At 42.3% G+C, this 24,197-nt stretch carries 27 protein-coding genes and 1 pseudogene; 23 read left to right on the forward strand and 5 right to left on the reverse strand.

Annotated features, from left to right (window positions below; all coding sequences use genetic code 11):
* Positions 1 to 39: 39 nt before the first annotated feature.
* Entirely contained in the window at positions 40 to 2,166 is a 2,127-nt protein-coding gene (locus M5V91_RS04355; protein ID WP_251175285.1) for an MMPL family transporter, read from the reverse strand.
* Between the two features lie 194 nt (positions 2,167 to 2,360).
* Here M5V91_RS04355 and M5V91_RS04360 point away from each other — a divergent pair, with 194 nt between their 5' ends.
* From M5V91_RS04360 to M5V91_RS30280, 4 genes are all read left to right on the forward strand, one after another.
* Positions 2,361 to 3,149 (forward strand): hypothetical protein, encoded by a 789-nt coding sequence (locus M5V91_RS04360; RefSeq protein WP_251267090.1) that lies wholly within the window; start codon positions 2,361 to 2,363, stop codon positions 3,147 to 3,149.
* A complete protein-coding gene (locus tag M5V91_RS04365; protein WP_019382342.1) occupies positions 3,150 to 3,602 on the forward strand; it encodes a hypothetical protein in 453 nt (150 codons plus the stop codon).
* A 187-nt stretch (positions 3,603 to 3,789) separates the two neighbouring features.
* Positions 3,790 to 4,356, forward strand: coding sequence for a DUF421 domain-containing protein (locus M5V91_RS04370; RefSeq protein WP_369425934.1), 567 nt, complete (start codon positions 3,790 to 3,792; stop codon positions 4,354 to 4,356).
* Positions 4,314 to 4,478, forward strand: a complete 165-nt coding sequence (locus M5V91_RS30280) for a YetF domain-containing protein (RefSeq protein WP_369425973.1) — start codon at positions 4,314 to 4,316, stop codon at positions 4,476 to 4,478. Before M5V91_RS04370 ends, M5V91_RS30280 begins: the two co-directional genes overlap by 43 nt.
* A gap of 25 nt (positions 4,479 to 4,503) precedes the next feature.
* Here M5V91_RS30280 and M5V91_RS04375 read toward each other — a convergent pair whose 3' ends face one another.
* On the reverse strand, positions 4,504 to 5,241 hold the full coding sequence (locus M5V91_RS04375) for a YqcI/YcgG family protein (protein ID WP_374940707.1): 738 nt from the start codon (positions 5,239 to 5,241) through the stop codon (positions 4,504 to 4,506).
* A 52-nt stretch (positions 5,242 to 5,293) separates the two neighbouring features.
* Here M5V91_RS04375 and M5V91_RS04380 point away from each other — a divergent pair, with 52 nt between their 5' ends.
* Together M5V91_RS04380 and M5V91_RS04385 are read left to right on the forward strand one after the other, a co-directional pair.
* On the forward strand, positions 5,294 to 5,497 hold the full coding sequence (locus tag M5V91_RS04380; RefSeq protein ID WP_284521742.1) for a hypothetical protein: 204 nt from the start codon (positions 5,294 to 5,296) through the stop codon (positions 5,495 to 5,497).
* 964 nt (positions 5,498 to 6,461) lie between these two features.
* Complete coding sequence (locus M5V91_RS04385; RefSeq protein WP_217025560.1) at positions 6,462 to 7,304, forward strand: STAS domain-containing protein; 843 nt, start codon at positions 6,462 to 6,464, stop codon at positions 7,302 to 7,304.
* 239 nt (positions 7,305 to 7,543) lie between these two features.
* Here the strand turns inward: M5V91_RS04385 and M5V91_RS04390 are convergent, their stop codons facing one another.
* On the reverse strand, positions 7,544 to 7,912 hold the full coding sequence (locus M5V91_RS04390; RefSeq protein ID WP_284521743.1) for a hypothetical protein: 369 nt from the start codon (positions 7,910 to 7,912) through the stop codon (positions 7,544 to 7,546).
* A gap of 156 nt (positions 7,913 to 8,068) precedes the next feature.
* Here M5V91_RS04390 and M5V91_RS04395 point away from each other — a divergent pair, with 156 nt between their 5' ends.
* Together M5V91_RS04395 and M5V91_RS04400 are read left to right on the forward strand one after the other, a co-directional pair.
* Positions 8,069 to 8,785 (forward strand): YwaF family protein, encoded by a 717-nt coding sequence (locus tag M5V91_RS04395; protein ID WP_284521744.1) that lies wholly within the window; start codon positions 8,069 to 8,071, stop codon positions 8,783 to 8,785.
* Positions 8,786 to 8,868: 83 nt separating this feature from the next.
* The gene (locus M5V91_RS04400) at positions 8,869 to 9,840 is read left to right on the forward strand and encodes an HD domain-containing protein (protein ID WP_284521745.1); all 972 of its coding nucleotides are present in this window, start codon (positions 8,869 to 8,871) and stop codon (positions 9,838 to 9,840) included.
* 48 nt (positions 9,841 to 9,888) lie between these two features.
* Here M5V91_RS04400 and M5V91_RS04405 read toward each other — a convergent pair whose 3' ends face one another.
* The gene (locus M5V91_RS04405) at positions 9,889 to 10,047 is read right to left on the reverse strand and encodes a hypothetical protein (protein WP_009333774.1); all 159 of its coding nucleotides are present in this window, start codon (positions 10,045 to 10,047) and stop codon (positions 9,889 to 9,891) included.
* Between the two features lie 344 nt (positions 10,048 to 10,391).
* Positions 10,392 to 11,183: a DeoR/GlpR family DNA-binding transcription regulator gene (locus M5V91_RS04410; protein WP_192908840.1), complete on the reverse strand. Its 792-nt coding sequence runs from the start codon at positions 11,181 to 11,183 to the stop codon at positions 10,392 to 10,394.
* Positions 11,184 to 11,492: 309 nt separating this feature from the next.
* On the opposite strand from M5V91_RS04410, the gene M5V91_RS04415 reads away from it, so the two are divergent.
* The 15 genes and pseudogenes from M5V91_RS04415 to phnD all read left to right on the forward strand — a co-directional run bounded on the left by M5V91_RS04415 (position 11,493) and on the right by phnD (position 24,189).
* Positions 11,493 to 11,972, forward strand: a complete 480-nt coding sequence (locus M5V91_RS04415) for a metallophosphoesterase (RefSeq protein ID WP_284521746.1) — start codon at positions 11,493 to 11,495, stop codon at positions 11,970 to 11,972.
* Positions 11,954 to 12,694, forward strand: coding sequence for a metallophosphoesterase family protein (locus M5V91_RS04420; protein WP_369425935.1), 741 nt, complete (start codon positions 11,954 to 11,956; stop codon positions 12,692 to 12,694). The genes M5V91_RS04415 and M5V91_RS04420 overlap by 19 nt, the downstream gene beginning before the upstream one ends.
* A 78-nt stretch (positions 12,695 to 12,772) precedes the next feature.
* Positions 12,773 to 14,176 (forward strand): metallophosphoesterase, encoded by a 1,404-nt coding sequence (locus tag M5V91_RS04425; RefSeq protein ID WP_019382331.1) that lies wholly within the window; start codon positions 12,773 to 12,775, stop codon positions 14,174 to 14,176.
* Between the two features lie 40 nt (positions 14,177 to 14,216).
* The gene (locus M5V91_RS04430) at positions 14,217 to 14,399 is read left to right on the forward strand and encodes a twin-arginine translocase TatA/TatE family subunit (RefSeq protein WP_009333778.1); all 183 of its coding nucleotides are present in this window, start codon (positions 14,217 to 14,219) and stop codon (positions 14,397 to 14,399) included.
* 307 nt (positions 14,400 to 14,706) lie between these two features.
* Positions 14,707 to 15,573 carry a PHP domain-containing protein gene (locus tag M5V91_RS04435; protein ID WP_258752533.1) on the forward strand — a complete coding sequence of 289 codons (867 nt, stop codon included), beginning with the start codon at positions 14,707 to 14,709 and terminating at the stop codon, positions 15,571 to 15,573.
* 32 nt (positions 15,574 to 15,605) lie between these two features.
* Positions 15,606 to 16,241 (forward strand): DapH/DapD/GlmU-related protein, encoded by a 636-nt coding sequence (locus M5V91_RS04440; protein WP_217025567.1) that lies wholly within the window; start codon positions 15,606 to 15,608, stop codon positions 16,239 to 16,241.
* A 140-nt stretch (positions 16,242 to 16,381) separates the two neighbouring features.
* Positions 16,382 to 17,083 carry a GntR family transcriptional regulator gene (locus M5V91_RS04445; protein WP_284521747.1) on the forward strand — a complete coding sequence of 234 codons (702 nt, stop codon included), beginning with the start codon at positions 16,382 to 16,384 and terminating at the stop codon, positions 17,081 to 17,083.
* A gap of 122 nt (positions 17,084 to 17,205) precedes the next feature.
* Entirely contained in the window at positions 17,206 to 17,628 is a 423-nt protein-coding gene (gene phnG, locus M5V91_RS04450; protein ID WP_009333782.1) for a phosphonate C-P lyase system protein PhnG, read from the forward strand.
* Between the two features lie 18 nt (positions 17,629 to 17,646).
* Positions 17,647 to 18,267: a phosphonate C-P lyase system protein PhnH gene (gene phnH / locus M5V91_RS04455; RefSeq protein ID WP_284521748.1), complete on the forward strand. Its 621-nt coding sequence runs from the start codon at positions 17,647 to 17,649 to the stop codon at positions 18,265 to 18,267.
* Positions 18,255 to 19,388 (forward strand): carbon-phosphorus lyase complex subunit PhnI, encoded by a 1,134-nt coding sequence (locus M5V91_RS04460; protein ID WP_251156099.1) that lies wholly within the window; start codon positions 18,255 to 18,257, stop codon positions 19,386 to 19,388. The genes phnH and M5V91_RS04460 overlap by 13 nt, the downstream gene beginning before the upstream one ends.
* Positions 19,381 to 20,235 carry an alpha-D-ribose 1-methylphosphonate 5-phosphate C-P-lyase PhnJ gene (locus tag M5V91_RS04465; RefSeq protein WP_284521749.1) on the forward strand — a complete coding sequence of 285 codons (855 nt, stop codon included), beginning with the start codon at positions 19,381 to 19,383 and terminating at the stop codon, positions 20,233 to 20,235. The genes M5V91_RS04460 and M5V91_RS04465 overlap by 8 nt, the downstream gene beginning before the upstream one ends.
* Positions 20,236 to 21,081 carry an ATP-binding cassette domain-containing protein gene (locus M5V91_RS04470; protein WP_284521750.1) on the forward strand — a complete coding sequence of 282 codons (846 nt, stop codon included), beginning with the start codon at positions 20,236 to 20,238 and terminating at the stop codon, positions 21,079 to 21,081.
* 44 nt (positions 21,082 to 21,125) lie between these two features.
* Positions 21,126 to 22,303 (forward strand): annotated as a pseudogene (gene phnM / locus M5V91_RS04475) (phosphonate metabolism protein PhnM).
* Positions 22,304 to 22,332: 29 nt separating this feature from the next.
* Positions 22,333 to 23,037, forward strand: a complete 705-nt coding sequence (locus M5V91_RS04480; RefSeq protein ID WP_019382322.1) for a phosphonate C-P lyase system protein PhnL — start codon at positions 22,333 to 22,335, stop codon at positions 23,035 to 23,037.
* 117 nt (positions 23,038 to 23,154) lie between these two features.
* Positions 23,155 to 24,189 carry a phosphate/phosphite/phosphonate ABC transporter substrate-binding protein gene (phnD, locus tag M5V91_RS04485; protein ID WP_019382321.1) on the forward strand — a complete coding sequence of 345 codons (1,035 nt, stop codon included), beginning with the start codon at positions 23,155 to 23,157 and terminating at the stop codon, positions 24,187 to 24,189.
* The last annotated feature ends 8 nt before the right edge of the window (positions 24,190 to 24,197 follow it).

Here is a 24,197-nt window from a genome sequence, read left to right on the forward strand (position 1 = left end):
CAGGGCCACCTCACAGAGGAATAGGAGGGGACCCTCTCTCTATTCCGATATTTTTTGCCGGGAAGTCTCCTTGTCTTTTTCGAAAAACAGAATTAATGCTGGAAGCAGCATCCCTCTAACAAGGAAGGTATCAATCAATATTCCCATGGCAACAATGAATCCAAAAACGAATAAGTCCGCTATCGGCATGGTCATCAGGGCCGCAAATGTAGCAGCCAGAATGAGGCCGGCAGAAGAAATGACGCCTCCGGTATTCCGGATGGCAATTTCAAGAGCGTTCTTGACTCTATGTGTCTTCCTTTCCTCGATAAACCTTGAAACAAGAATGATGTTATAGTCAATCCCCAATGCTACAAGGAAAATGAATGAATAGACAGGAACACGGGAACTGATGGATTCAAAGCCGAATAATACATCAACAAGGAATATCCCCAGTCCTAAAGCTGAGACAAATGAGAGCAGAATGGTTGCCATCATGTAGATCGGCATCTTTACAGATTTCGTAAGCGCAAATAACAGCGCAAGAATCAGAACCGTCTCAAGCAGAACAATTTTTATTATATCACCGTTGTTGATATCCTGTTCGTCCACTATTTTCGCAGTGACCCCGCTGTAGTAAGATTCAGCTTCCAAACCGGCTTCTTGCAGCAGCTCCGGTGTGTCGTCACGCAAATTTTCCATAAAGGCTAAGGCTTCAGTCGAATAGGGATTAATGGATAAAGCGACACTCATTTTAGCTGCCTTGCCGTCTTCAGAAAGTGCTGACAGGCGGACAGAAGCAATTTCATCAAATCCCTGCAGCTTCTCAGTTATCGCACTGGCATCTGTTTCATCCAATTTTTGATTACTGACAACCAGAAGTGTCGAAGGAGCCAGTTCTCCTTTGTCAAATCTGGATTCTACTATTTCATAGCCGACACGGGATGGCAGGTCATCCGGAAATTTTTTAACCATATCGAATTCATAATCAAGGTTAAAGATATTAAGCGCTGTGATGAGCATAAAAATGCCGACCATTCCGCCTGAGAGGCCAGGCTTGTTCACTACGAATCTGGCAAGCGGTCCCCAGACTTTATGTTTAACTTCCGTTTCCGTTCCGTACTGAGGAACTTTCGGCCAAAAAGCCTTACGCCCGAACAGGGTGAATAAAGCAGGAACCAGCGTTACGGACGCGAGCATGATAAAAAACATGGCTGTTCCAAAAATAGGAGCAAAGTTCTGATAATCCCGGAAATCCGCGAAGAACAGAACCAGCATGGCAGCAAGAACGGTTCCGCCCGCAAAGAACACAGGCTCGCCTGTTGCGCGCATCGCATGCTTCATCGCTATATATTTGTTTTCGTAATGGTTGAGCTCCTCCCGATAACGGGAGAATACAAATAATGAATAATCAATGACAGCAGCAAACAGCAAAATACTCATAATCGAGGTTGTCTGGTTATTAACCTCAAGTCCGCCAGCACCCATCAAAGCTATACTCTGGTTTACGACCTGGTAGACAATCGCCGTTGCCAGAAGCGGTATGACTGCAAGCAATGGTGAGCGGTAAATCGCTATAAGCAAAACAAGAATGATAAGAACGGTGGCAATCAGGAGAACAAAGTCCGCCTGTTCAAAAAGTTTAACCGTGTCTCCCGCTATACCCGCTGGGCCAGTGATATAAAATGCAGTACTCTCGAGATCCTCTGCAATGTTATTGCCAGCTTCAGAAGCAAGGTCGTTAATTTCGGCATACTGGTCATTGCCAAGCCCGTTCTCAAGCTCCATCGGCACAATCATCGTGGACTTATCTTCAGAAATGAAAGAACCTAAGGCTTGAGGGGGAAGCTTGCTGATATCGATAATCGTCTTGATTCCATCGATGTCCTCAAGCGTGATCCCTTCTAATATCTGTTTAGCTTCTTCGATATCAACCTCGCCATTTTCATTATGGAAAACCAGGATGCCCGGAGTTCCTTGTTTGTTTGGAAAATATTCCTCGGTTTTATTTTCGGCAATAATGGATTTCGCCTCATCAGGAAGTGACTGGAAATTATTTGTTTTATAATCGCCAAGCTTTGGACCTGCACTTAAGCCAATCATCAGCACAAGCCAGGCAATAATGGTAATCCACATCCCCCGTTTGGTGGAAACCCAATCTGTAATCGAATGCAGCAGTTTTTTCACATGAATGCCTCCTTAACTTATTTCAATGCCTATCTTACAAAAGGAAAATAAACTTAAGATCAACTTTTGTTTACAGTTGAATGGTGAAGGCACAAGGTGATGATTTAGCATTAACAAGCATATTGGATAAAGTATGAAAAAATCTTTTTGCAGAAAATAGCCATAATGATTTTCGCTGTCTTGGGAGGAGAATTATGGCTCTTGTACTCAGGAAACAGAAAGAGGCTTCAAAGCTTTCCCATTTAAGTATCTTTGGCACAACACAAATCCATCTGCGGAATCCATATATTATAGCCATGTGGTCTGTGATGTTCCCAGGCTACGGGCATCTCCTGTTAAATAAATATTTAAGAGGGTTTTCATTGGTTATATGGGAATTGTTCATAAACCAATCGATCCATTTAAATTCGGCCATGGTTTACTCTTTTATTGGTGAAATTGAAAAAGCAAAGGAAGTATTGGATGTCAGGTATATGCACCTGTATATCCCTGTTTATATATTCGCAATCTGGGATAGTTACCGGACAACCGTGGATATGAATAAAATATATTTGCTTAATGAAAAGGACGCTGCTGCTGTGGAACGTTTAGTGATAAAGCCTTTTGAAATAAATTATCTTGATAAGAGAAATCCTTTATCCGCCATCATGTGGTCAGTGACTATCCCAAGCCTTGGCCAATTGTACATTCACCGAATATTTGCAGCTTTATTTACTTTGGTCATGACTGTCATACTTGTTCACTTTTCTCACTTTATCGAAGCCTTTCATTACCTCTTGGTGGGTGAACTTAAAAAATCCACTCAGGTATTGAATGCTCAGTGGTTAATGTATTTGCCCTCTTTCTACTTTTTTACGATTTATGATTCCTATATGAATGTGGTTGAAAATAATAAATTATATGATTCAGAGCAGAAAAGGCTATTAAGGAAGTTCTATCAATCCAAATCATTTATAGTAAAGAAAGGCATTAAGGTGAAGTAAATGCAGGTTTTTGCAACATTTGATCATTCATCCTATCTGGAACTGGCAATTAAAAAGCTGGAGCAGCATGGAATAAAGGACATATACTCAGTTCCATTGGATAACCGGGCGGAGGATCCCGCGTTGTTTGACACCATTCACCAATCGGATGGAACATCTCTCATAAATAAAGGGATGATTCTGGCAGTAATGTTCTCGGTTGTTGGAGCCAGCAGAGGATTTATATTGGAATGGGGTCCAATTTATTGGGGCCTAATTGGAGCTGTTGCTGGTTTTCTGCTTGGATTTGCAATTGATTTCACTCTTTTAAAGCTAAGGTCCAGAAATAAGCGCCTGTTAAAAGGAGTAAAGTCAGAGGTTATTCTTATTATTGACTGCCAGGAGGAAGAAGGAAAAAAGGTTGAGGCAATCCTCTGGGAGCATCTTGCAAACGGAGTCGCCAGAGTAAATTAAATATCCTTTTTGGAGGACGAGTGATGAATTAATTTCCTAATGCACCAGCATTGATGGTATTAGATATGCAAAAAGGCTTTGATGATCCGTATTGGGGGAAGCGAAATAATCCCCGGGCTGAAAAATGATTTAAGGAGCTGGCAGCTGTTCTGAAGGCGCAGGCCCATAATGTGTAGGGGGAATTTTAATGACGGTAAACGAGACGATCCTTCGTGTAACTATCTCGTTTCTAGTACTTTTCTTATTAGCCAGACTGATGGGACGCAAGGAAATTGGACAAATGACCTTTTTCAACTGGGCTTCAGCCATTGGAATCGGGTCTATCGCCGGTAACCTTGCTGTGAATGAGAGTACCCTCATCAAAGATGGAGTTATATCACTGATTGTTTGGACACTTTTTACCATACTGATGGACATGCTTGACCTCAAGTCGAAACAGGGAAGGACAGTCACAACTGGTGAACCATTAATAGTCATAAAAGCTGGCAGGATAATGGAAAGGGCACTCAAGATATCGAGGGTGGATCTGGATGAGCTGCAGGCATTATTAAGGCAAAAGGACATATTTTCGCTTAACGATGTCGATTACGCAATCCTGGAAACAAACGGAGATCTGTCCGTTTTGAAAAAGGAAAGTCAACAGCCTGTTACGAAAAATGATTTAAATATTATGAGTCCAAAAAAGATCTCATTCCTTTACCAACAGAAGTCATTGCAGATGGAAAGGTCAATTCAAAAAATCTTTCTAAATTAAAATTAGACAACAACTGGCTTGACAGGGAACTGCAAAAAGCGAAGATCCACTCAGCCGAAGATGTATTTTTTGCTCAAGTCCAGCAGGATGGCACTCTTTATATCGATAGAAAAAACAAATAGAGAACAGAAGCTGCTTCTGTCCTCCTTATTTATTCTTGAATGTTCCCAGCAGACGATGAAAGGGGCATTTAGAGATCGTGGTGTCATCATCCCGCAGAAAATATTGTTTCCATTCGAAGTTATCATCGGCTCCATAACTGTTCAAATCAGGGTGTATCGCTATGCTGTCATATTTTTGAAGCCGTTTGCGGACCTGACTTTTAATTCGTGATGCTAAAGGTACTTTTTTCATAAACTCTTGCAAAACCCACCTCGGTGTGATGGCGAGCATCATCGTATCAAAATGCCGGCTCTGCCGATTTTTATGCGCAGGGGTGGCACAATAGACAAAATACTTTTCTCCGTTAAAGCAAAACTCCCAAAGTGGATCATGCGGATCTTTTGGGATTTCGTTTGGCCACCCAGCATTATCCATCTCAGATAACTCTGTGAGCTGCTCCCAAAAAAGCTGCTCATATTCCTCCACACTCAAATCATCCCTTGTTTTGTAAAAAATGATCAGAGAAGTGTAGCTTCCGAACTCTCTTGAATGTAGAGAGAATTCCCTCAGCATGACTGCGGTTTGCTGAATGGCGGCCGGATCCATTGGGTCGTCAGCAAACCCATAACGGAGCTGATTTTTGGCAAACCCTATAGTTGCTGGTATGCAGGGGAAAGGCCTTTCTTTATCGGTCATCTTTGTCTGGAATCTATCAAAAGCAATCTGCTGCCAATCTTCTAAACTATGCATGCCGGAGGAGTTCGCAGTATATAGACTGTTGATCTTAGTCACCCCCTTCAGACTCCTACACTATATTCAAAATGGGATAAGGCAGGTGAGTGTCCATGGTGAAAATGGGCTGACAGAGGAGGTGACGTTGTGGGGTTTGCAGGGGATGGCGACTAGAAATAGGAGAGTGGGCTGGGAAATGGTACCCATGGTGGGGACAAGGCGACGAAAAGGGGTGGAGAGGTGGGAGAGTGGCAGTCATGGACACAGTGATAAAGACGAAAAATCCAGTGATCAGGAAAAATGGTAGTTAATCAGAGTGAATAACGACGAAAAAGCGGAATGGTCAAGGAAACTGGTAGTTAATCAGAGCGAATAACGACGAAAAAGCGGATGGTCAAGGAAACTGGTAGTTAATCAGAGCGAATAACGACGAAAAACGGAATGGTCAACGAAAGTGGTAGTTAATCAGAGCGAATAACGACGAAAAACGGAATGCTCAAGGAAACTGGTAGTTAATCAGAGAGAATAACGACGAAAAAGCGGAATGGTCAAGGGAACTGGTAGTTAATCAGAGCGAATAACGACGAAAAAGCGGATGGTCAACGAAACTGGTAGTTAATCAGAGCGAATAACGACGAAAAACGGAATGCTCAAGGAAACTGGTAGTTAATCAGAGCGAATAACGACGAAAAAGCGGAATGCTCAAGGAAACTGGTAGTTAATCAGAGCGAATAACGACGAAAAACGGAATGGTCAACGAAACTGGTAGTTAATCAGAGCGAATAACGACGAAAAACGGAATGGTCAACGAAACTGGTAGTTAATCAGAGCGAATAACGACGAAAAAGCGGAATGCTCAAGGAAACTGGTAGTTAACCAGAGCGAATAACGACGAAAAAGCGGAATGCTCAAGGAAACTGGTAGTTAATCAGAGTGAATAACGACGAAAAACGGAATGGTCAGCGAAAGTGGAAGTTAATCAGAGTGAATAACGACGAAAAACGGAATGGTCAACGAAACTGGTAGTTAATCAGAGCGAATAACGACGAAAAAGCGGAATTCTCAACGAAACTGGTAGTTAATCAGAGCGAATAACGACGAAAAACGGAATGGTCAACGAAACTGGCAGTTATTCACCATTCTTCCTCAATTAACTTAAATAATTTTAAAGTCAGAGGTTTATTCCAAAACTCGCACGGGTATTGAGATATGTTTAGGATGAAGCGGACCCATTCTTAATGGATTAAATCTAAGTACTATAGGGGGAGAACATGAGTAAACAGATGTGTCTTTTAGGGGAAAAGATTTTAAGAGAGAAAGATATGATAGCCAAAAACCTGCATAAGGATCGAATGAGCGGTGTCGAGATGACGGAAATGGAGAGAATGCAGGCTGACAAATTGGAAGCGCAGATTATTCAGATTCGTGCTGAGTTTATTGGATTGTTCGGTGAAGCATTGCTGAACCATGATAATAAAGATAAAACGATGGAAAAGATAGAAAAATGGTGCAAGGAAACAGGGGGAAATTTATTTAAGCTTGGAATCCCTTTGGATGAAGCTTTAAAAGATGCGGGTTATTATCGGAAACATATCTGGAAATCTTTAGAGGAAGCTATGATGGAGCTTGAGATGCCGGCAGCAGAGGTTTTTAAGGTTATCTATTTTATAGATCCCCTGCTGGATCATTCCATCCATTGCTTCAGCATGTCTTATGTCAAATACCATCAGGTAACACTCGAGAATGCAAAGCAGGCTTTTCTTGAGTTATCCGTCCCTGTCGTTCCTCTTTCAAAAGGAGTTGGCATCCTGCCGCTAATTGGAAACATTGATACTGAGAGGGCGCAGCTTCTGATGGAAGAAACATTAAAACAGTCTGCGAACCTGAAGCTGTCGCATTTAATTTTAGACATTTCAGGCGTGATGATTGTTGATACGATGGTGGCAGATCAGCTGTTTAAAGTAATTGAGGCACTCTCGCTGATTGGAGTTAAAACGATTATTACCGGTATCCGTCCGGAAGTGGCCCAGACGATAGTCACGCTCGGCATTAAGCTGAATGGCATTCAGGTTAAAGCCAATGTGTATCAGGCTTTTGAAGAACTGCATGGGTGAGCATAGAAAAATAGCAGAGTAATTCAAAATGAATTTACTCTGCTATTTTTTGGTTTCATAAATTGGGTTTTCGTGCCCAATAATTGATATAAAGGTTTGAAAGAGTAATCTCAACAGTCTCTTCATTCTGGGAATCAACATCTGAAGCGTATAAATAGAAACTGAATTCATCCCCATCCTTGTATCCTTAAAGGGCCTGAGCACGCAGGAAGTAGTTCAAAATGTTATACCCTGATAAGCTACACCTGCAGTATATCTGTATCTCCTTTATTTTGTCTGGCGTGTTCAATTCCAGAAACCAGTGTCGCCCCGCTGAAATTATAGCTGCCAATGGAGCTAAAAATCACTTGATAATTTGAATATGTGTCGATAAATACCTCTGAAACATAAATCTTATTGTTTTCTTCCTCATAAATAACTTTTCCCTCAGTTTTTTCAAAATTTATTTTTACAACAGGATAGGCTTGAGCAAAAATATCCCCAGCATCTTCCGATATATCCTTTATTTCATGTTTCCAGAATCCGAAGAAGCCGGCTATCCAGAGGAAAAAGATTAGACCAAGTAAAGCAATGAGGTTAATGATAAAAAGAGGAGACTTAAAACTCATTCCATCCCCCTGCCCCTTATACTAAAAGGTTAACATAATTTTCCTTTTGGGCGGGCATAAAATCCGGTTTTTCCGCATATTAACCGTGTTTATTTTCCTCACTGTGAATAGAATGAATCAAACAGCACTTCACTGCCTATTGAGGGGGATGACATCATGTTTTCGGTATCGGGTATGCAGGGATTTGAAATATTTTCGGTTATGCACCTTGTTACACTGTTTCTTTTCTTTTTTACCGCCTGGTGGCTTGTGTATTACAGGCAGGCACTTAGGGCCTATCAGAAAATCATAAAATGGTCGCTGTTTGGTGCTTTGCTGGCTTGTGAAGTGACGCATCATATATGGCTGGTTCTTACAAATCAGTGGGATGTGGCAGATCTGCCGCTCCAGCTTTGCTCTTTGAGCACTTTCATTGCTCTTTACCTGTTTTTGAAGCCTGATAAAAAGGCTTTTTGGCTGCTTTATTTTATTGGTACAATACCTCAAATTTTAAGCATGGTGACACCTGATATGGTTTACCAATTTCCTCATTACCGCTACATCAAATACTTTCTTCATCATTCAGCCATTCCGCTTGCCGTATTATATTTTATTTTGTTTGAAGGATACAGGGTGCCAAAAAAGGCAGTGCTGAAAGGCTTTTTAACACTCAACGTCATTGCGGTTCCAGTCTTCTTTTTGAATATGCTGCTTGGTACAAATTTCTTTTATTTGACCAGCCCGACAGAAACTAAAACCCTGCTGTCGTTTTTCGGGAACGGTGTCTGGTACTACGCAGCACTTGAAGCTGCTGCGCTGATTGTCTTTTTGATTACCTATTTACCAATGAATTACATGCAGGCAGTCGAACAAAATAGGGTCCGCGGAAAATGAAAGCCTTATTCCTGCCGGGATTAAGGCTTTTCTCTTTGAAACATATATAATGTAGGTACATATTTATCAAAGCAGGAGGATTTATGCTGATTAAAGACGAGTTATATGGAGAATACAAGCTTGAACAAGTGCTGGAAGAATTAATCAACAGCAGGCCGGTGGAAAGGTTAAAGGGTGTACACCAGGGCGGAGCGGGCTACCTTGTCAATGAAAAATGGAATGTCACGAGGTACGAACATTCATTAGGCGTGATGCTGTTAATAAGGAAACTGGGCGGTTCTGTGGAAGAGCAGATTGCCGGTTTGCTTCATGATGTTTCTCATACTGCCTTTTCCCATGTGGTTGATGGAGTCTTGGAAAATGAAGCAGAAGATTATCATGAACATATTTTTGAGCGTGTTGTCCTTGAATCTGAGATCCCGGCCATTTTGAAAAGGCATCATCTTGATTATGAAAGTATCCTTTTTGAGGATTCACAATGGACATTATTAGAACAGCCCGCACCCGAACTTTGTGCGGACCGGCTGGACTACACGTTGAGGGACATGTACCGATACGGTTATATTTCTTTAAATGAGGCACACAGCTTTCTGAAGAGTCTGATCGTTGTTGACGGCCGAATTTATATTTCTGACCTGCAGGCAGCTGAGTGGTTTGTAAAAACTTATTATAAAGAAGTCATTGATTTCTTCATGGAACCCTTAAATATTTATGCAAATGAATCTCTTGCAAAGGTCCTGAAAAGATCTCTGGAAAAAGAAATTCTTCATTTGGGTGATCTCCTTGGCAAAGATGAAGAGGTATTAGTTAAAATAAGGGAATCAGGGGATCAGGAAGTGAAGGGTCTGCTTGAGAAAATTGATCATAAGGTCACCGCAGAAGAAAACAAGTTAGACTACGATATTCATTTCAAAGGGAAAATCAGATTGATAGATCCTTCCGTTTTGATTAACAGCAAGCTCATCAGGGCATCAAGCCTGTCAGATGATGTTAATAACAGTGGACAAAATGCATATGAAAAAGCCATGGAAGGTGTGTACATAAAAATTCAATAATGAAGGAAGCCTTATCACTGCATCCGGGCAGGAATAAGGCTTTTCCTTTTATCGTTTATTCTGTTCCTTTTCTTTTTCATACTGCCGCTGCGGAGTCATTTTGGAAATGGCATCTTCAACAACTTCCTGTGCTTTCTGCGCTTCCCGATCCTGTTTTTGAGCTTCTTCCTGAATACGGTTAACATCCTGTGGAGTTTTTTCACTCATATCATTTGCCTCCCTTTTCTCCTGTATGTTACTAATGTTTCCGTTTTAGAAGGAAATAAACAATCCGGATAGAGATGATACCAACGTAATATGATAGCGAAGGGGCTGAGACGATGGCAGATTTCTTATTTACTGAGTGCTAATCTGGAGTTATTTCGATCCGAAGAAAGCCTGCTGTGGGGAAAGTGGTGGATGTATAAGGAAGAGCCAGAGAAATCGGAAGGGGCCATTGCTAATCAAAAATGATGTGTATGATCGTTCTAACTGTTATCTTTGCATTTGGCCTCTTTTAAGAGAACTCTCAGTCACTCCGTCTAACAGTGGCCTGAGAGTTCTGTTTCATTTTATGTATAGACTTTTACCCATTTTAGCCCATTGAACTTGATTTCCTCCTCCGGCCAATTCTGCGGCAAATCCGCATCAGTAATGACAAAATCAATAGCCGAAAAAGGGCTGATATGGAAAAATGCCCTTTGATTCAGTTTTGAGGAATCGGCTGCCACATAAACCTGTTTAGATCTTTTTATCATGATAGCAGAGGCAGCAGCTTCATCAATATTATAATCGCATATCCCTTCGCGGTTCATTCCTCCACAGGAGATAAAGGCCTTGTCAAAATAAAAGTGTTCCAGCATCTGATTAGTTAGTGAACCTGAGGTTGAGCGCTGCAGAGGATTCACGGTCCCGCCAATCAGAATGACCCTGCCATTGAACAGTTTATTTTCCATTCTTGTATTTAATATTTCTGCGGCAGCCAGTGAATTGGTTACGATCGTTACGTTCTCAACATTTTCAATCGAACCGGCAATATGAAGAGTTGTGGAGCCGACATCCAAAACAATTGTTTCTCCATCGGAAATAAAGCTTGCTGCAGCTTCACCAATTTTCTTTTTGATGGGGAGGCTTACAACAATCCTTTTATTTAATTGCTGCTCCTTCTCTAAGCCAAAATAGCATATGGCTCCTCCATGAATTCTTCGCAATTTATTTCCCTTCTCAAGCCGTCTCAAGTCACTCCGGATTGTTTCTGGCGTTACACTTAATTTTCTGGAGAGATCCGCTACACTCACTTTATTTGTTAATTCTAATTCCCTGATAATCCTCCTGTGCCTTTCCGCAACGAACCCTTTTTTCATTATTGGTCCCCCCGTTTTCATCTTATGGATCATTATAGGGCTGAAGTTTTAAAAATTGAGGTCAAAAATATTAATTTATATAAAAGTTTAAAAACAGAAATGAAAACAAAAGAATACAAAGAGAGGAAAGTCCCGAATTTCATTCTTCCTTCCTATTAATCTCAGATGAAAATTGAAAATCATATTTTTGTTTATCTTTTTGCCTTTGTTTTCTTTACTAAACAATCTATTGATATTAATACTTCTTTAATAGATTTACTCTAGGATTTTAACCGTAGGGGAATTTTTTATCAATTCATGGAGGTAAGGATGATGAAAGAAAATGAAAGCAAAGGAATGGACAGAAGGGCATTTATTAAAGCGGGAGGAGCAGGGACACTGGCTTTAACTATGGCAGCTGCAGGCTTGCCTGGAGACTTATTCGAAAGCAGGGTTCAAGCGGAAGAGATAAGTGAAAAGCTGGAAGGGCCAAGGCTTTCCTTCAATTCGAATGGGAAATTTAAAGTTGTCCAATTTAATGATACTCAGGATGATGAAAGGATCGACAGACGGACCATACAGCTGATGGAAAAGGTGCTTGATTCAGAGAAGCCTGATTTTGTCGTTTTAAATGGTGACAATATAACAGGCGGGTGTGATACAGAATTAGAAATGAAGCAAGCCATGAATAATGTCGTCCAGCCAATGGAAAAAGGGGAATCCGCTGGGCGGCTACGTTTGGAAATCATGATGAGGACTCATCTCCAAAGAGCGGCATGGATGAGAGCGGTATGCTCAAGTTCTATATGAAATACAAGCATAATATGAACACACCTGGACAAAAAGGCCTTACAGGAACAGGAAATATGAATCTATTAATCAAAAAATCCAGAGGGAATAAGGCAGCATTTAATCTCTGGCTTTTAGACAGCGGCAGATATGCCCCTCAAACGATCGCCGGCCAGGATTTCAAGGGCTATCCAACATGGGATTGGCTGCGATTTAATCAGGTTAATTGGTATTATGAAAGATCCAAAGCAATAGAAAAGCGTTATGGCTATAAAGTGCCTTCTCTTGTATTCATTCATATTCCTCTATGGGAGCACCGTTTTATGTGGTGGGGCAGTGTGGACGGCAGAACACAGGCCGGGCATGATTTGGCTGTGGCCAGGCATCAAATCAATGGAGAGCGGAATGAAGATGAGTGCCCCGGCCCAATCAACAGCGGCTTGTTTACAGCCATGCTGGATAGAGGGGATGTGAAAGGCGTATTCTGCGGCCATGATCATATTAATACATATTGCGGCAACTACTATGGAATTCTGCTCGGATATGCCGGGAATACCGGCTTTGGCACTTACGGTCTTTCAGGGCCCGACAGAAACAGACTTCGGGGAGCGAGAGTGTTTAATTTAGATGAAAATCATGAAGGTGTTTTAGCAGATACCCATATGGTTTTTGCCAAAGACTTCGGTATTGATTTAACAGCCAACGACCAGAGCATTGATCCGCTGCCGCTGGAGAAAGAATAGGCTAAAACAGGCCAACGAAGTTAATAAGGGACGGTGTTAAGAGGAGTATGGAAAAATTGGAGAAGGAGTTTATTAATCATGAATGATAATCGGACTGGACAAAGAGATGGAAATATATTTAAAAAAGAAATGGATCGCCGTGCTTTTTTGCAGAAGACTACCTTAGCTGCCAGTGCAACAATTGGATTATCTCTTGCTAACTCTCTTAATTTAATTACAGCAAGTGCTGCCTCTTCTGCTTCGATTATGAATTCTGCTGGCAAACCGGATTTAGTTTTCCCGGTTATTAGTGACATTCATATCCATAACAGCAGCAATAAAACACTTGAAAAGTTTATAACAACTTTAGAACAGCTAAATAAGGCTGTTCCGGAGCAGGATGCTTTTTTGGTTGTGGGAGATTTAACAGATTATGGATATGAAGCCGAATTCGATAAGTTTATGTCAGCTTATAATGCCCACAAACAGCCGGGTGCCGTCTCCATGTTTGCCATAGGGAATCATGACTATTGGAATGGCTTATCAGCAGCAGATGCACAGAAGCGATTCCTAACAAAAACAGGCATGGAATCTATCTGCTATCACAAGGTAATCAAAGGCTACCATTTTATTATTCTGGGAACAGAAGATGGATTAACAGAGGGCACATTCTCCGTTGAACAAATTAATTGGCTGGGTGAGCAGCTGAAGATTGCTCATGAAGATGATTGGAAAAAGCCAATTTTTGTCTTTCACCATCAGCCGATTAAAGGGACAGTCTATGGCAGCGAATGGGGCTTTACTCAAAATAGAGACCTTTTTTACAACACTTTAAAGGAATATCCGCAAGTCATCTCATTTTCCGGTCATACGCACTATCCTCTTGATGACCCGAGAATCATTCACCAGAAGGATTTTACTTCAATTGGAACCTCAACTGGCGCTTATTTGTGGCTGGATGCCGGCAGAATTCAAGGGGAAGTGCCTGAGGGTGCAGATGTCCTGAATCAGGCATTAATTGTAGAGGTACATAATAATAAGGTGCTGATCAGGCGACGCGATATTCATCATAATGATTGGACAGGTGAGCCATTTGAAATAAACTATCCGGCAAATAAGCGGAAATTTTCATACACAGAAGACAGAGATAAGCAGGCACCTTTTTTTACAAAAGATGCGATGCTTTCCATTAATCATGAAATGACATCAGCCACTGGCATGGCCATTATGTTTACCCAGGCCAAGGATGACCTGCTGGTTCATGACTACAAGGTAGTGGCAAGACATGCAAATTCAGAGAAAGTTGTGAAGGAATTTCTTGCTTTCTCGGAATTCTATAAAGATCCTGTGCCAAACCCCTTGACGTTAACAATTGAAGGATTAGAGGCCAATACAGCCTATCAAATTGAGGTGCATGCACTGGATGCTTATGGGAATGTATGTAAGAGGCCTTTAAAAGCTTTAGGGAAGACGAAAACATTGGCTGCCGCAGAAACCGTTTAATTAAGACGGTTAGTAACAATACTCAGCAGGAGGGATGAACATGCTGCAAAATATAGGTATACCTGGACTAATATTAGTATTAGTTATCGCACTTATCATTTTCGGTCCATCGAAGCTGCCGGAAATTGGCCGAGCATTCGGCTCGACATTGAGGGAATTTAAAAGCTCAACAAAAGAATTGCTGTCAGAGAACCAGGAAGACAGCAGCAAAACGAAATCATAAAGCAGAAATGGGCCGACTTTTTTGGAGTTGGCCCTTTTTCGTGAAGATTTTTATGAAAAAAGCTGTCTTCCAAATGGGAATATCGGCCACTTTCGGTAGATTATCGGTCAGAAATTGAATATATCGGTCACTTTTCCAATATATCGGTCAGTTGCTTTAATGCGGGGCTTTTACTAAGGCAGAAACCACTAAACTGAAAATCATAATAGGAATTACAAACTCTTAACAGAAATTTACATCCCGTTAACCTATCTGGCTTGGCACCAAGTTATTCTAGTAAAAAAGGCTGCAAATGGGAGGAATGGAGATGAAAGCAGAGCTGCATTGCCATACGAATATTTCTGATTGCCCGCTATCAATTGATGAGGTTTTGAATCTGGCCATTGCCAATGAGGTTTCACATTTGGCCATTACGAACCATGACACCACAAAAGGGCTGAGGGAAGCAATTGAGCGAGGTAAGAGGTATGGAGTGGAGGTGATCCCTGGTATTGAAATTTCTGCTTTTGATTTTGACAGGGCACGCCGGGTCCACATTCTGGGCTATTTTATCGAACCTGGGCATAAGTCAATTGAAACGCTGTGCCAGCCGATCATTGAGCGGAGGCATAAGCTTTCGTTCGAAATGGTTCAAAGGCTGATATCAGCAGGCTACAGCATTACATGGGACCGCTGTCTGGAGCTTTCTGCGGGTGGAACGGGAGTTTATAAGCAGCACATCATGGAAGCTCTTATTGAAACTGGATATGCAGATTCTATATATGGTTCCCAATACAAAAAATTATTTGGCCGCGGTCAAAATGGAGAATCGAAAGGAGTGGCTTTTATCCCGATGGAATATGTGGATGCGAGGCTTGCTGTTGAGGCAATTCTTGAAGCAGGCGGTGTGCCGGTACTTGCCCACCCTGGCCAATATGGAAATTTTGAAAAAGTGCCTGAGCTGGTTGAAGCCGGCCTGCAGGGGATAGAAGTCTGGCACCCCCTTCATAATAAACAGCATGAAGAAATGGCAAGGAAACTGGCCATACAATATGGATTAACCATGACTGGAGGCTCCGACTTTCATGGTGCTTATGGTGAGAAACCGGTTGTGCTGGGCTGCATGTCTCCGGGTGTGGAGAGAGTGCATGAATTAGCTGCAAGACGGCAGAGACTGAAAAGCCAGCGATTATAGGCAGCACATTTAAAAAGGGGTGGGATATGCACATGTCAATGATTTATAAACCAAAAAAGGATGAAAAACTCTCTGTTTCACCTGCTGTACATCATTCCAGCTTCATCATTGACAGCTATGCGGGAGAATGGACATCAATCGGAGAAAGAAATAAAATTATCGAATCAAAATTTGGCGACTACACTTATACAATGGATGATGTGACAGTCAACTATGCTGAAATCGGCAAGTTCTGTTCCATTGCTTCTCATGCATGCATTAATCCCGTTCAGCATCCGATGGACCGGGTGACCCAGCACCATATGACCTATCGGAAAGTCGATTATGGTTTTGGCAATCAGGATGATCATGAATTTTTTGATTGGCGCCGAACCAATCGGGTCAAAATTGGCCATGATGTATGGATTGGGCACGGTGCCATCATCATGAAGGGCGTTGAAATCGGCACGGGATCGGTCATCGGGTCCGGGGCAGTCGTTACAAAGGATGTTGACCCCTATACGATTGCAGCCGGCGTGCCCGCTAAGCCGTTGAAAAGAAGGTTCACTGAAGAAACAGCTGGAAAGCTGCTTGAGATTGCCTGGTGGGATTGGCCACGAGAAAAGCTGGAAGCCCATTTTGATGAATTAAACGATACGGAAGCTTTCATCAGGAAATTTGGGAGCTGAAACATAGCCTTACAAGACCCAGTCACTAAAAGGATTGGGTCATTTTCATTTTTTATAAAAACATTACATTCATGTAACTCTCCATATAAACTCTTTCTTTAGACTTAAATTGTTTCCGGATTCCGAAAGGGGCTGATTGTATGAGTGAAAAAATGCTGCTGGTAGACGAGCTGATTACCCAAATAAAGGAAGGGGTGTATAAACCAAATGAAAAACTTCCTTCTGAGAATGAGCTTGCAGATCAATATGGGATACCAAGGATGGTTGTACGGAAAGCATATGAACAATTGCAGGATCTGGGGTTCATTTTTTCAAAGCAGGGAAGGGGCAGCTATGTCCAAAATAGGAAACAGCAGATTCCGCTGATTTTGACAGGAGATATCAGCTTTAGTGAAAAGATGAATGAGCATGGGTATGACTTCAGGTCGGAGAATGTTTGCTTTGAAAAGATCCCCTATGAATCTGATATCTATCATTCGTTAAAGGTCAATAAGCAGGATGAAGTCTATAAAATTTCCAGATTAAGAATCGTGGACGGCTGCCCGATTGCCTTGCATACATCTTATGCAGCCAAATCAGTTTTTCCGCAAATTGATAGGGATGGACCAGGAATTACCTCTATTTTTCATTATTACAAAACGCATGGCTATAAAGAATTCACTTCGGGCCAAAGTCAGCTGAGTGTGGTTTTCCCGAATGAATCTGAACGAAAAATCCTGCAATGCTCGAGCTTGATTCCGCTTCTGCTTCTGGAGTCCCTCTGTAAGGACAAGGAGACGGGAACAGTACTGGAAGCCTCAAGAATCAAATATAGGAGCGATTGCTTTACTTACTTAATTTAATTTGGCTTTGGAGATAGATCAGGTTAATAAAACTCTTACATAATTTACACTTCTTTAACATCCGCCAGCTTGGCAACAAGATAGATTTAAGATGCAGAACAAAAACAGATGGAGGCCAAAAGGTGAAAAGAAAACAGCGAACAGAAATTTTGATTGAAGGTTCACATGAATTGGCAAAATCTTTAGCGAAAGAAATTGAGCAAAAATATTCAGTTTCTGTTATACAGGAACCGGAAAATGGGCTTGTGATGTTAAAGGTACGGGAGACTTCCAGGAAAAGCCTGTTTTATTTAGGGGAAGTGCTGGTGACAGAATGCAAGGCAAAGGTGGAAGGAAAGATCGGCATAGGAATTGTGAAAGGCGATCACCCAGATCTGGCTTATCATCTTGCCGTGATTGACGCGGCATTTCTCGGGGATCTTCCCGAAACCAAACCATGGACCGGGATATTCGAAATTGAAAAGTATTATATAGAACAGAAAAGAAAAGCAAAGAATGAAGCCATTTTAAGAACAAAAGTCAGCTTTGAGACGATGGATGTTTAATAGAAGGAGGAACAGGCTTTGAAATTGGATGTTGTTCATGACCTGCAATCTGTATATAGAAAATTAGTCGATTCCACTTCAAGGCCAGGACTGATATCAGACCTGGGCAAGGAGGCAGCAATACTGGACGGAGAGAATGCTGCTGGCTGCTCGAGCTCAATTTTACTGCTGGCACTCACGCTGCTTGATCCTGAGGTTACGTTTAAGGTGTATGGCAGTAAGGCTGAAGCAGTTGAAAAAGAAATCAATCAATTAACATTCGCAAAAGCGGTACAAGCGGGTCAGGCAGATTATTTATTTCTCCTGAAGGATACCGGGGCTGGGTCTCTGGAACATGCCATTGAAATAGCGAATCCGGGGACGTTCATAAACCCGCACAAATCCGCAGTGATTATAGCAGAAACAGGAGCGATCACGGTTGGTAATGACCTGCTTTTGAAAGGACCTGGCATTCAAACAAGCACCGGAATCAGTATAGATCTAACAGGAAATTGGATTGAAAGACGTAGTGAAAAAAATAAAGAGTATCCAACAGGGGTCGACCTGATATTCGTGGACCGATATCATCAGCTTTTATCACTGCCAAGAACGACTCAAATAACTGAAAGCAGGGAGGTGGAGAAAGAATGGGTTATGTAGCGGTAAAAGGCGGGACACAAGCCATTGAAGAATCGATAAAACGCTTGAAATATGAAAGGATTCATAAGGAACAAGTGCTGGAAACCGGACAGATTGAAGCAGGGATGAGAGGGTTAATCGATCAAGTGATGTCAGAAAGCAGCTTATATAATGAAAAGCTTGCAGCATTAGCGATCAAGCAGGCTGAAGGAAATCCGGAAGAAGCAGTATTCCTGCTTCGCGCATACCGCTCGACGCTGCCGAGAAAGTACTGCTCGAAAACCATTGAAACCGGGGAAATGAAGGTTGAACGCCGGATTTCAGCAAGCTTCAAAGATATTCCCGGCGGCCAGATTTTAGGGGCGACAACGGATTATACCCACCGGCTCCTCGATTTCAATCTGATGAAGGAAACGGAAAAGACGGTAAAAGAATGGCTGTCATCTTATGCTTCAGAAAATAACCCATTTGGTGAATTGCAGCAGGAGCCCGATCTTATATTACCGAAGGTGCTGGATTATTTGAGGAAAGAAGGCTTAATTCCTCCACTTGAAAACAATGATGCTGAGCCGGATGATGTGACGAGGGAAAGCCTTGACTTTCCCTCAAGCCGCAGCCAGCGCCTGCAAATTCTGACAAGAGGAGAGACAGGAGCTGTTACTTCACTGGCTTATGCGGTTATCAGAGGCTATGGCGCTCTGCATCCGACTGTTGGGGAGCTAAGAGTTGGAAGCCTGCCAATATACGTGGGCCATCCGAATGACGAGGGCAGTGATGAAGATGACTATTACATTGGTGATATCAAAACAACAGAAGCGGAAATGCTGATGCCGTTCATGGCTGAAAAGGAAAAAGGCAAAAAGGAATTGGAGTTTGAAATCGGATACGGATTATGTTTCGGACAGAATGAGACAAAAGCGATCGCAATGGGCATTCTGGATAATTGTCTGGAGCATCCTGATAATAGCTTCCCAAGCCATAATGAGGAATTTGTCCTTTTTCATATTGATTCTGTCGAGTCAACCGGCTTTATATCGCACTTGAAAATGCCGCATTATGTAACGTTCCAGTCGAAGCTTGACAGTGTGAGAAAGACAAAAACAAAAGCAGACGAACGGGAAGAGGTGCAAGCATATGAATAACGCCTATAACTTTGCTTTCTTTGACGAAGGTTCGAAGCGGGAAATTAGAAGAGCTACCTTAAAAGCGATTGCTATCCCGGGTTATCAGGTTCCATTTGCATCAAGGGAAATGCCGATTGGGAGAGGCTGGGGGACAGGCGGCCTGCAGCTGACACTCTCATTGATCGGGAGAGAGGATATTTTAAAGGTAATTGATCAGGGTTCAGATGAATCTGTCAATGCGGTCAGTATTAAAAAGCTTGTATCAGATACAACAGGTGTTCAGATAACGGAACATACTTCTCAGGCGACCATTATTCAATCACGGCACAGAATTCCTGAGGTACCGCTGAAAAAGGAACAAATCCTTGTGCTGCAGGTACCGCTTCCTGAACCGCTCCGTTATTTTGAACCGAGTGAGCATGTGACGAAAAAGCTGCATGCAGAAAAAGAATACAGCGGTGCCTGGCTCATGCTCTTTGAACAGATCATGAAATACGGAAGCATGACAACAGGTGCAGATCATCCGGTCATGGTTCACGGCCGCTATGTAATGGCACCAAGCCCGATCCCCCGCTTTGATAATCCGAAAATGGATAAAAACGAAGTACTCATTTTATTGGGAGCAGGTCGCGAAAAGAAGATATATGCAGTTCCGCCATTTACGAGAATCGTTTCCCTTGATTTTGAAGATTATCCGTTTGAAGGGGAAAGTTTTGATGGGAAATGCTGCAGATTGTGCGGCTCTCGGGGAGTGTTCCTTGACGAACTGATCGATGAGACAACAGGAGAGACATATTACCAATGCAATGATACAAGCTATTGCTATGAAATATTAAACGAAGTCGAAAAGACAGGAGTGAATTAAATGACTGAATTTGAGGTTCCGGTCTTATCTATAAAAAACTTAAACAAGCAATTCGGTCCCGGCTGCGATCATTGCAGAAACCCTGAGCCTTTGACCCAGATCAAAAATTACTGCAGTGTGTGCGGAACGGTCTATGCATGCAGGGATGTGTCATTTGATGTCTACCCTGGAGAGGTGCTTGGAATTGTAGGGGAAAGCGGAAGCGGCAAGTCCACCTTAATGCAATGCCTGTACTTTGACCAGGAAACAACTTCAGGGGAAGCGTATATTTCTACCTACCAGGATGGGCTTAAGAATCTTTTTGAGGAGTCTTCCCAGCAACAACGGTATATCCGCAACCACTTAATGGGGAAAGTCTATCAAAACCCTCTATTGGGATTAAGAATCGACTTTTCTTCGATTGGAAATATTGCCGAAAAATTGATTGCAGCCGGCAGCAGAAATGTAGGAATGATGGAAGACAGGGGATCAGAACTGCTCAGCAAGGTGAATATTCCCGTCCATCGCCGGAAAGAAGCTCCAAAGAATTTTTCCGGAGGAATGCAGCAGCGTGTGCAAATTGCCAAGGCACTTTCTAATCAGCCTCCGATTCTGCTTTTGGATGAGGTTACGACCGGACTGGATCTATCTGTACAGGCAAGTGTTCTGGATTTAATTAAAAGCCTGCAGAGGGAGATGAATATTAGTATAGTGCTTGTTTCGCATGATTTGGGCGTTATCCGGATGCTTGCGGACAGAACATTGGTCATGCTGGAGGGAAAGGTCATTGAACAGGGGCTGACAGATCAAATACTCGAAGATCCTCAAGCTCCATTTACTCAAAGCTTGGTTCATTCGCTTCTTTAAGGCTTAATCGGAATATATTTCATTTCAAATTAGGGGGAAGCACATTGTACGTCATTACGAACGGAAAACTTATTACAGAGGATACTATTCTGCAAGGCTATGATCTTCTGATTGAGAATGATAGGATCAGCAGAATTGCTCCAAAGGGAGAAATGAAATTTGAAGATTCCATGGAAGTGATAGATGCAGCGGGCGGCTATGTCACACCTGGATTTATCGATATCCACTCCGACTATATTGAGCATATGGCGGCACCGAGGCCAACCTCATTAATGAACTTTCATTTAAGTCTAAGGGAAGCAGAGAAGGAGCTCATATCCCATGGAATCACAACGATGTTCCACTCCCTTTCCCTATTTAAAGAAACAGAATATGCATACAAGCCGATCCGGGAACCGGAAAATGTCAGAAAGCTCATCGACCTGATCGATGAGACACACAGTACAAAGCATCTTGTCCGACATCGCTTCCATGCACGAATGGAAATTGATAATGTGGATGAAATCGAAAACCTCAAAAGCTATATAAGCGAAGATAAGGTGCACTTGATTTCGTTTATGGACCATACACCCGGACAAGGGCAATATCGCCATCTGGAAATTTACCGGAACACGGTTAAAAGCTATAACAGCATGAGCGATGCCGCTATAGACGTTTTAATCCGAAATCACCAAACGAAGGAAAAGCTTTCTGTCGAAGATATGAAGGAGATTGCAGAGCACGCACGGGCACATAATATAGCAGTTGCTTCACATGATGATGACAGTTTCGAAAAGCTGGAGCTGGTCAAAAGCTTTGGCACGACCATCAGTGAATTCCCGATTACCCAGGAGGTGGCGTACAAGGCGAAGGGGCTTGGCATGTATACAGTGGCCGGAGCCCCAAATGTGCTGCTCGGAGGCTCCCACAGTGGAAATCTGGGTGCTGCCGACGCGATTCAAAATGATTCAATTGATATCTTGTGCAGTGATTACTATCCGGCTGCCATGCTCCATGCCATTTTTGAACTGGTAAGGAAGTATGGGATGGATCTGGCAGACATGATCAGGCTTGTCACCATTAATCCTGCAAAAGCCGTGAATATGGATGAGGAAATCGGTTCGATCGAGGAAGGAAAAAAGCAGACCTTTTGATCATTGAAAAATTGGCAGACGATTTTCCGGTAATCACGGGCGTATTCGTTGATGGGAAGCTGATCCAAAAAACGAATTACAGAATTTAATACTACTTTGAGAGAAAGCAGGTGGATTGGTGGAAAATCTATTGGAAATCAGGGAACTGTCCAAATCATTTACCCTTCATAATCTGGGGAAAAATATCCATGCAGTGAGCGGCATTGATATCAGATTAGGGGAAGGAGACTTTGTTGGAATTACTGGAAAAAGCGGAAGCGGAAAATCAACAATCCTGAAATGTATTTTTGGAACATACAGACTTCAACATGGAAGCATTTGGTACAATTCCAAAAAGTTCGGTCCTCTCAATATTGCAGAGGCAACAAATAGACAAATGATTTATTTGCGCAAGCATGAAATAGGCTATGTATCTCAATTTCTGAATGTTATGCCAAGAACCACTGCCAGGCAGCTTGTAATGCAGGCCCTTATTGAAATGGGACGGGACCAGGTTCATGCTGAGAAAGAGACAGAGCAGATCCTTTCGCATTTCGAGCTGGACCCAGAGCTATGGGACAGCTATCCTGCCACCTTTTCTGGCGGGGAAAAACTCAGACTCAACATTGCGCGGGCGATGGTCAAGAAGCCAAGACTGCTTCTTCTGGATGAACCGACCGCAAGCCTGGACTATGAATCTAAAATGAAGGTGAAAGTCTTAATAGAGCAACTAATGCAAGAAGGCACGACGATGCTGGGAATCTTTCATGATCTTGAATTTATGAACAACTTATGTGACAGGGAATACAACATGCAGAATGGTGTATTTACATTATCTCATTAATTCTTTACCAGTGCTTAACGATTTCTCATAATGCCTTATCAGTAGATTAATATTCTTTCGCTATAGTTAGGTCAATGGTATTATAAAAATTTTTCCAAATAAGAGGGGGAAAAAATTATGAAGAAAATGGCGCTATTTCTGCTTTCTATGGCTATGACAGTTGTATTTGCAGGCTGTTCGTTCACTGCAAACTCAGAGAAGGATGATACACTGACGATCGCTTGGCTTCCAAACGAATCAGGCGCTGATTTAGGTGAGGCACGTGACGAAATTGGGAAATTAATAGAAGAGAAAACAGGAAAGAAAGTGGAGCATCAAACAACGACTGACTATATTGTGGCAATTGAAGCGATTGCGAACGGCAATGCAGATATGGCGTTTCTTGGTGCACAAGGATACATAGAAGCCCATAAAAAGAATGAAAAGGTTCTTCCGCTGGTTGTTCCAAGCGGCGAGTCCGGCACTTTGGAGGACGCTGTGTATTACAGCTGGCTGGCTGTTCAGCAGGAAAATGCAGATGAATACAAAAACGGCGGGGAATTTGCCATAGACAATATTCAAGGAAAGAAATTCTCCTTTGTTTCAAACAGTTCCACATCAGGATTCAAGGTTCCATCTACAGGCATTACTGATTATTTCAGCGAAAAAGAAGAGTTTAAGAGTTTGACAGCTGAGGATTTACTTGAGGGCGGAGAGGACAAGTTCTTCAATGAAGTATTATTTGGCGGCTCCCACCAGGGTTCTGCTGTCAATCTATTAACCGGCAAAGCGGATGTAGCGGCATTCTGTGATACATGTGTGAACAATTATGTGGAGCTTGCAGAAGGTGATGCTAACAAGCCAGGCGCAGTTTATAAAGTGAAAGATGATGCTGCTGAACCATTGAACACGGTTGCCGGAAAAGAATTCTCCTTAATCTCAGTAACTCCTGTTTTAAATGCACCATTTGTAATTAATTCCGGTACATTGAGCGAAGAAGACCAAAAACAGCTGCTTGAAATCATGACATCAGATGAAGTGGCAAATAACGAAAAAATCTTTGTTCCGGAGGACTCCGAATTTTCCGGATTATTCAGCAAGAAATCTGGAAATGAGCGTCTGGTTGAAGTAGAGGATGAGTGGTTCAATCCGATCCGCGAGCTTGCAAAATAAAGTTAAGC

The organism is Cytobacillus pseudoceanisediminis, assembly GCF_023516215.1.
In the GTDB taxonomy this organism is placed as follows: Bacteria; Bacillota; Bacilli; order Bacillales; family Cytobacillaceae; genus Cytobacillus; species Cytobacillus pseudoceanisediminis.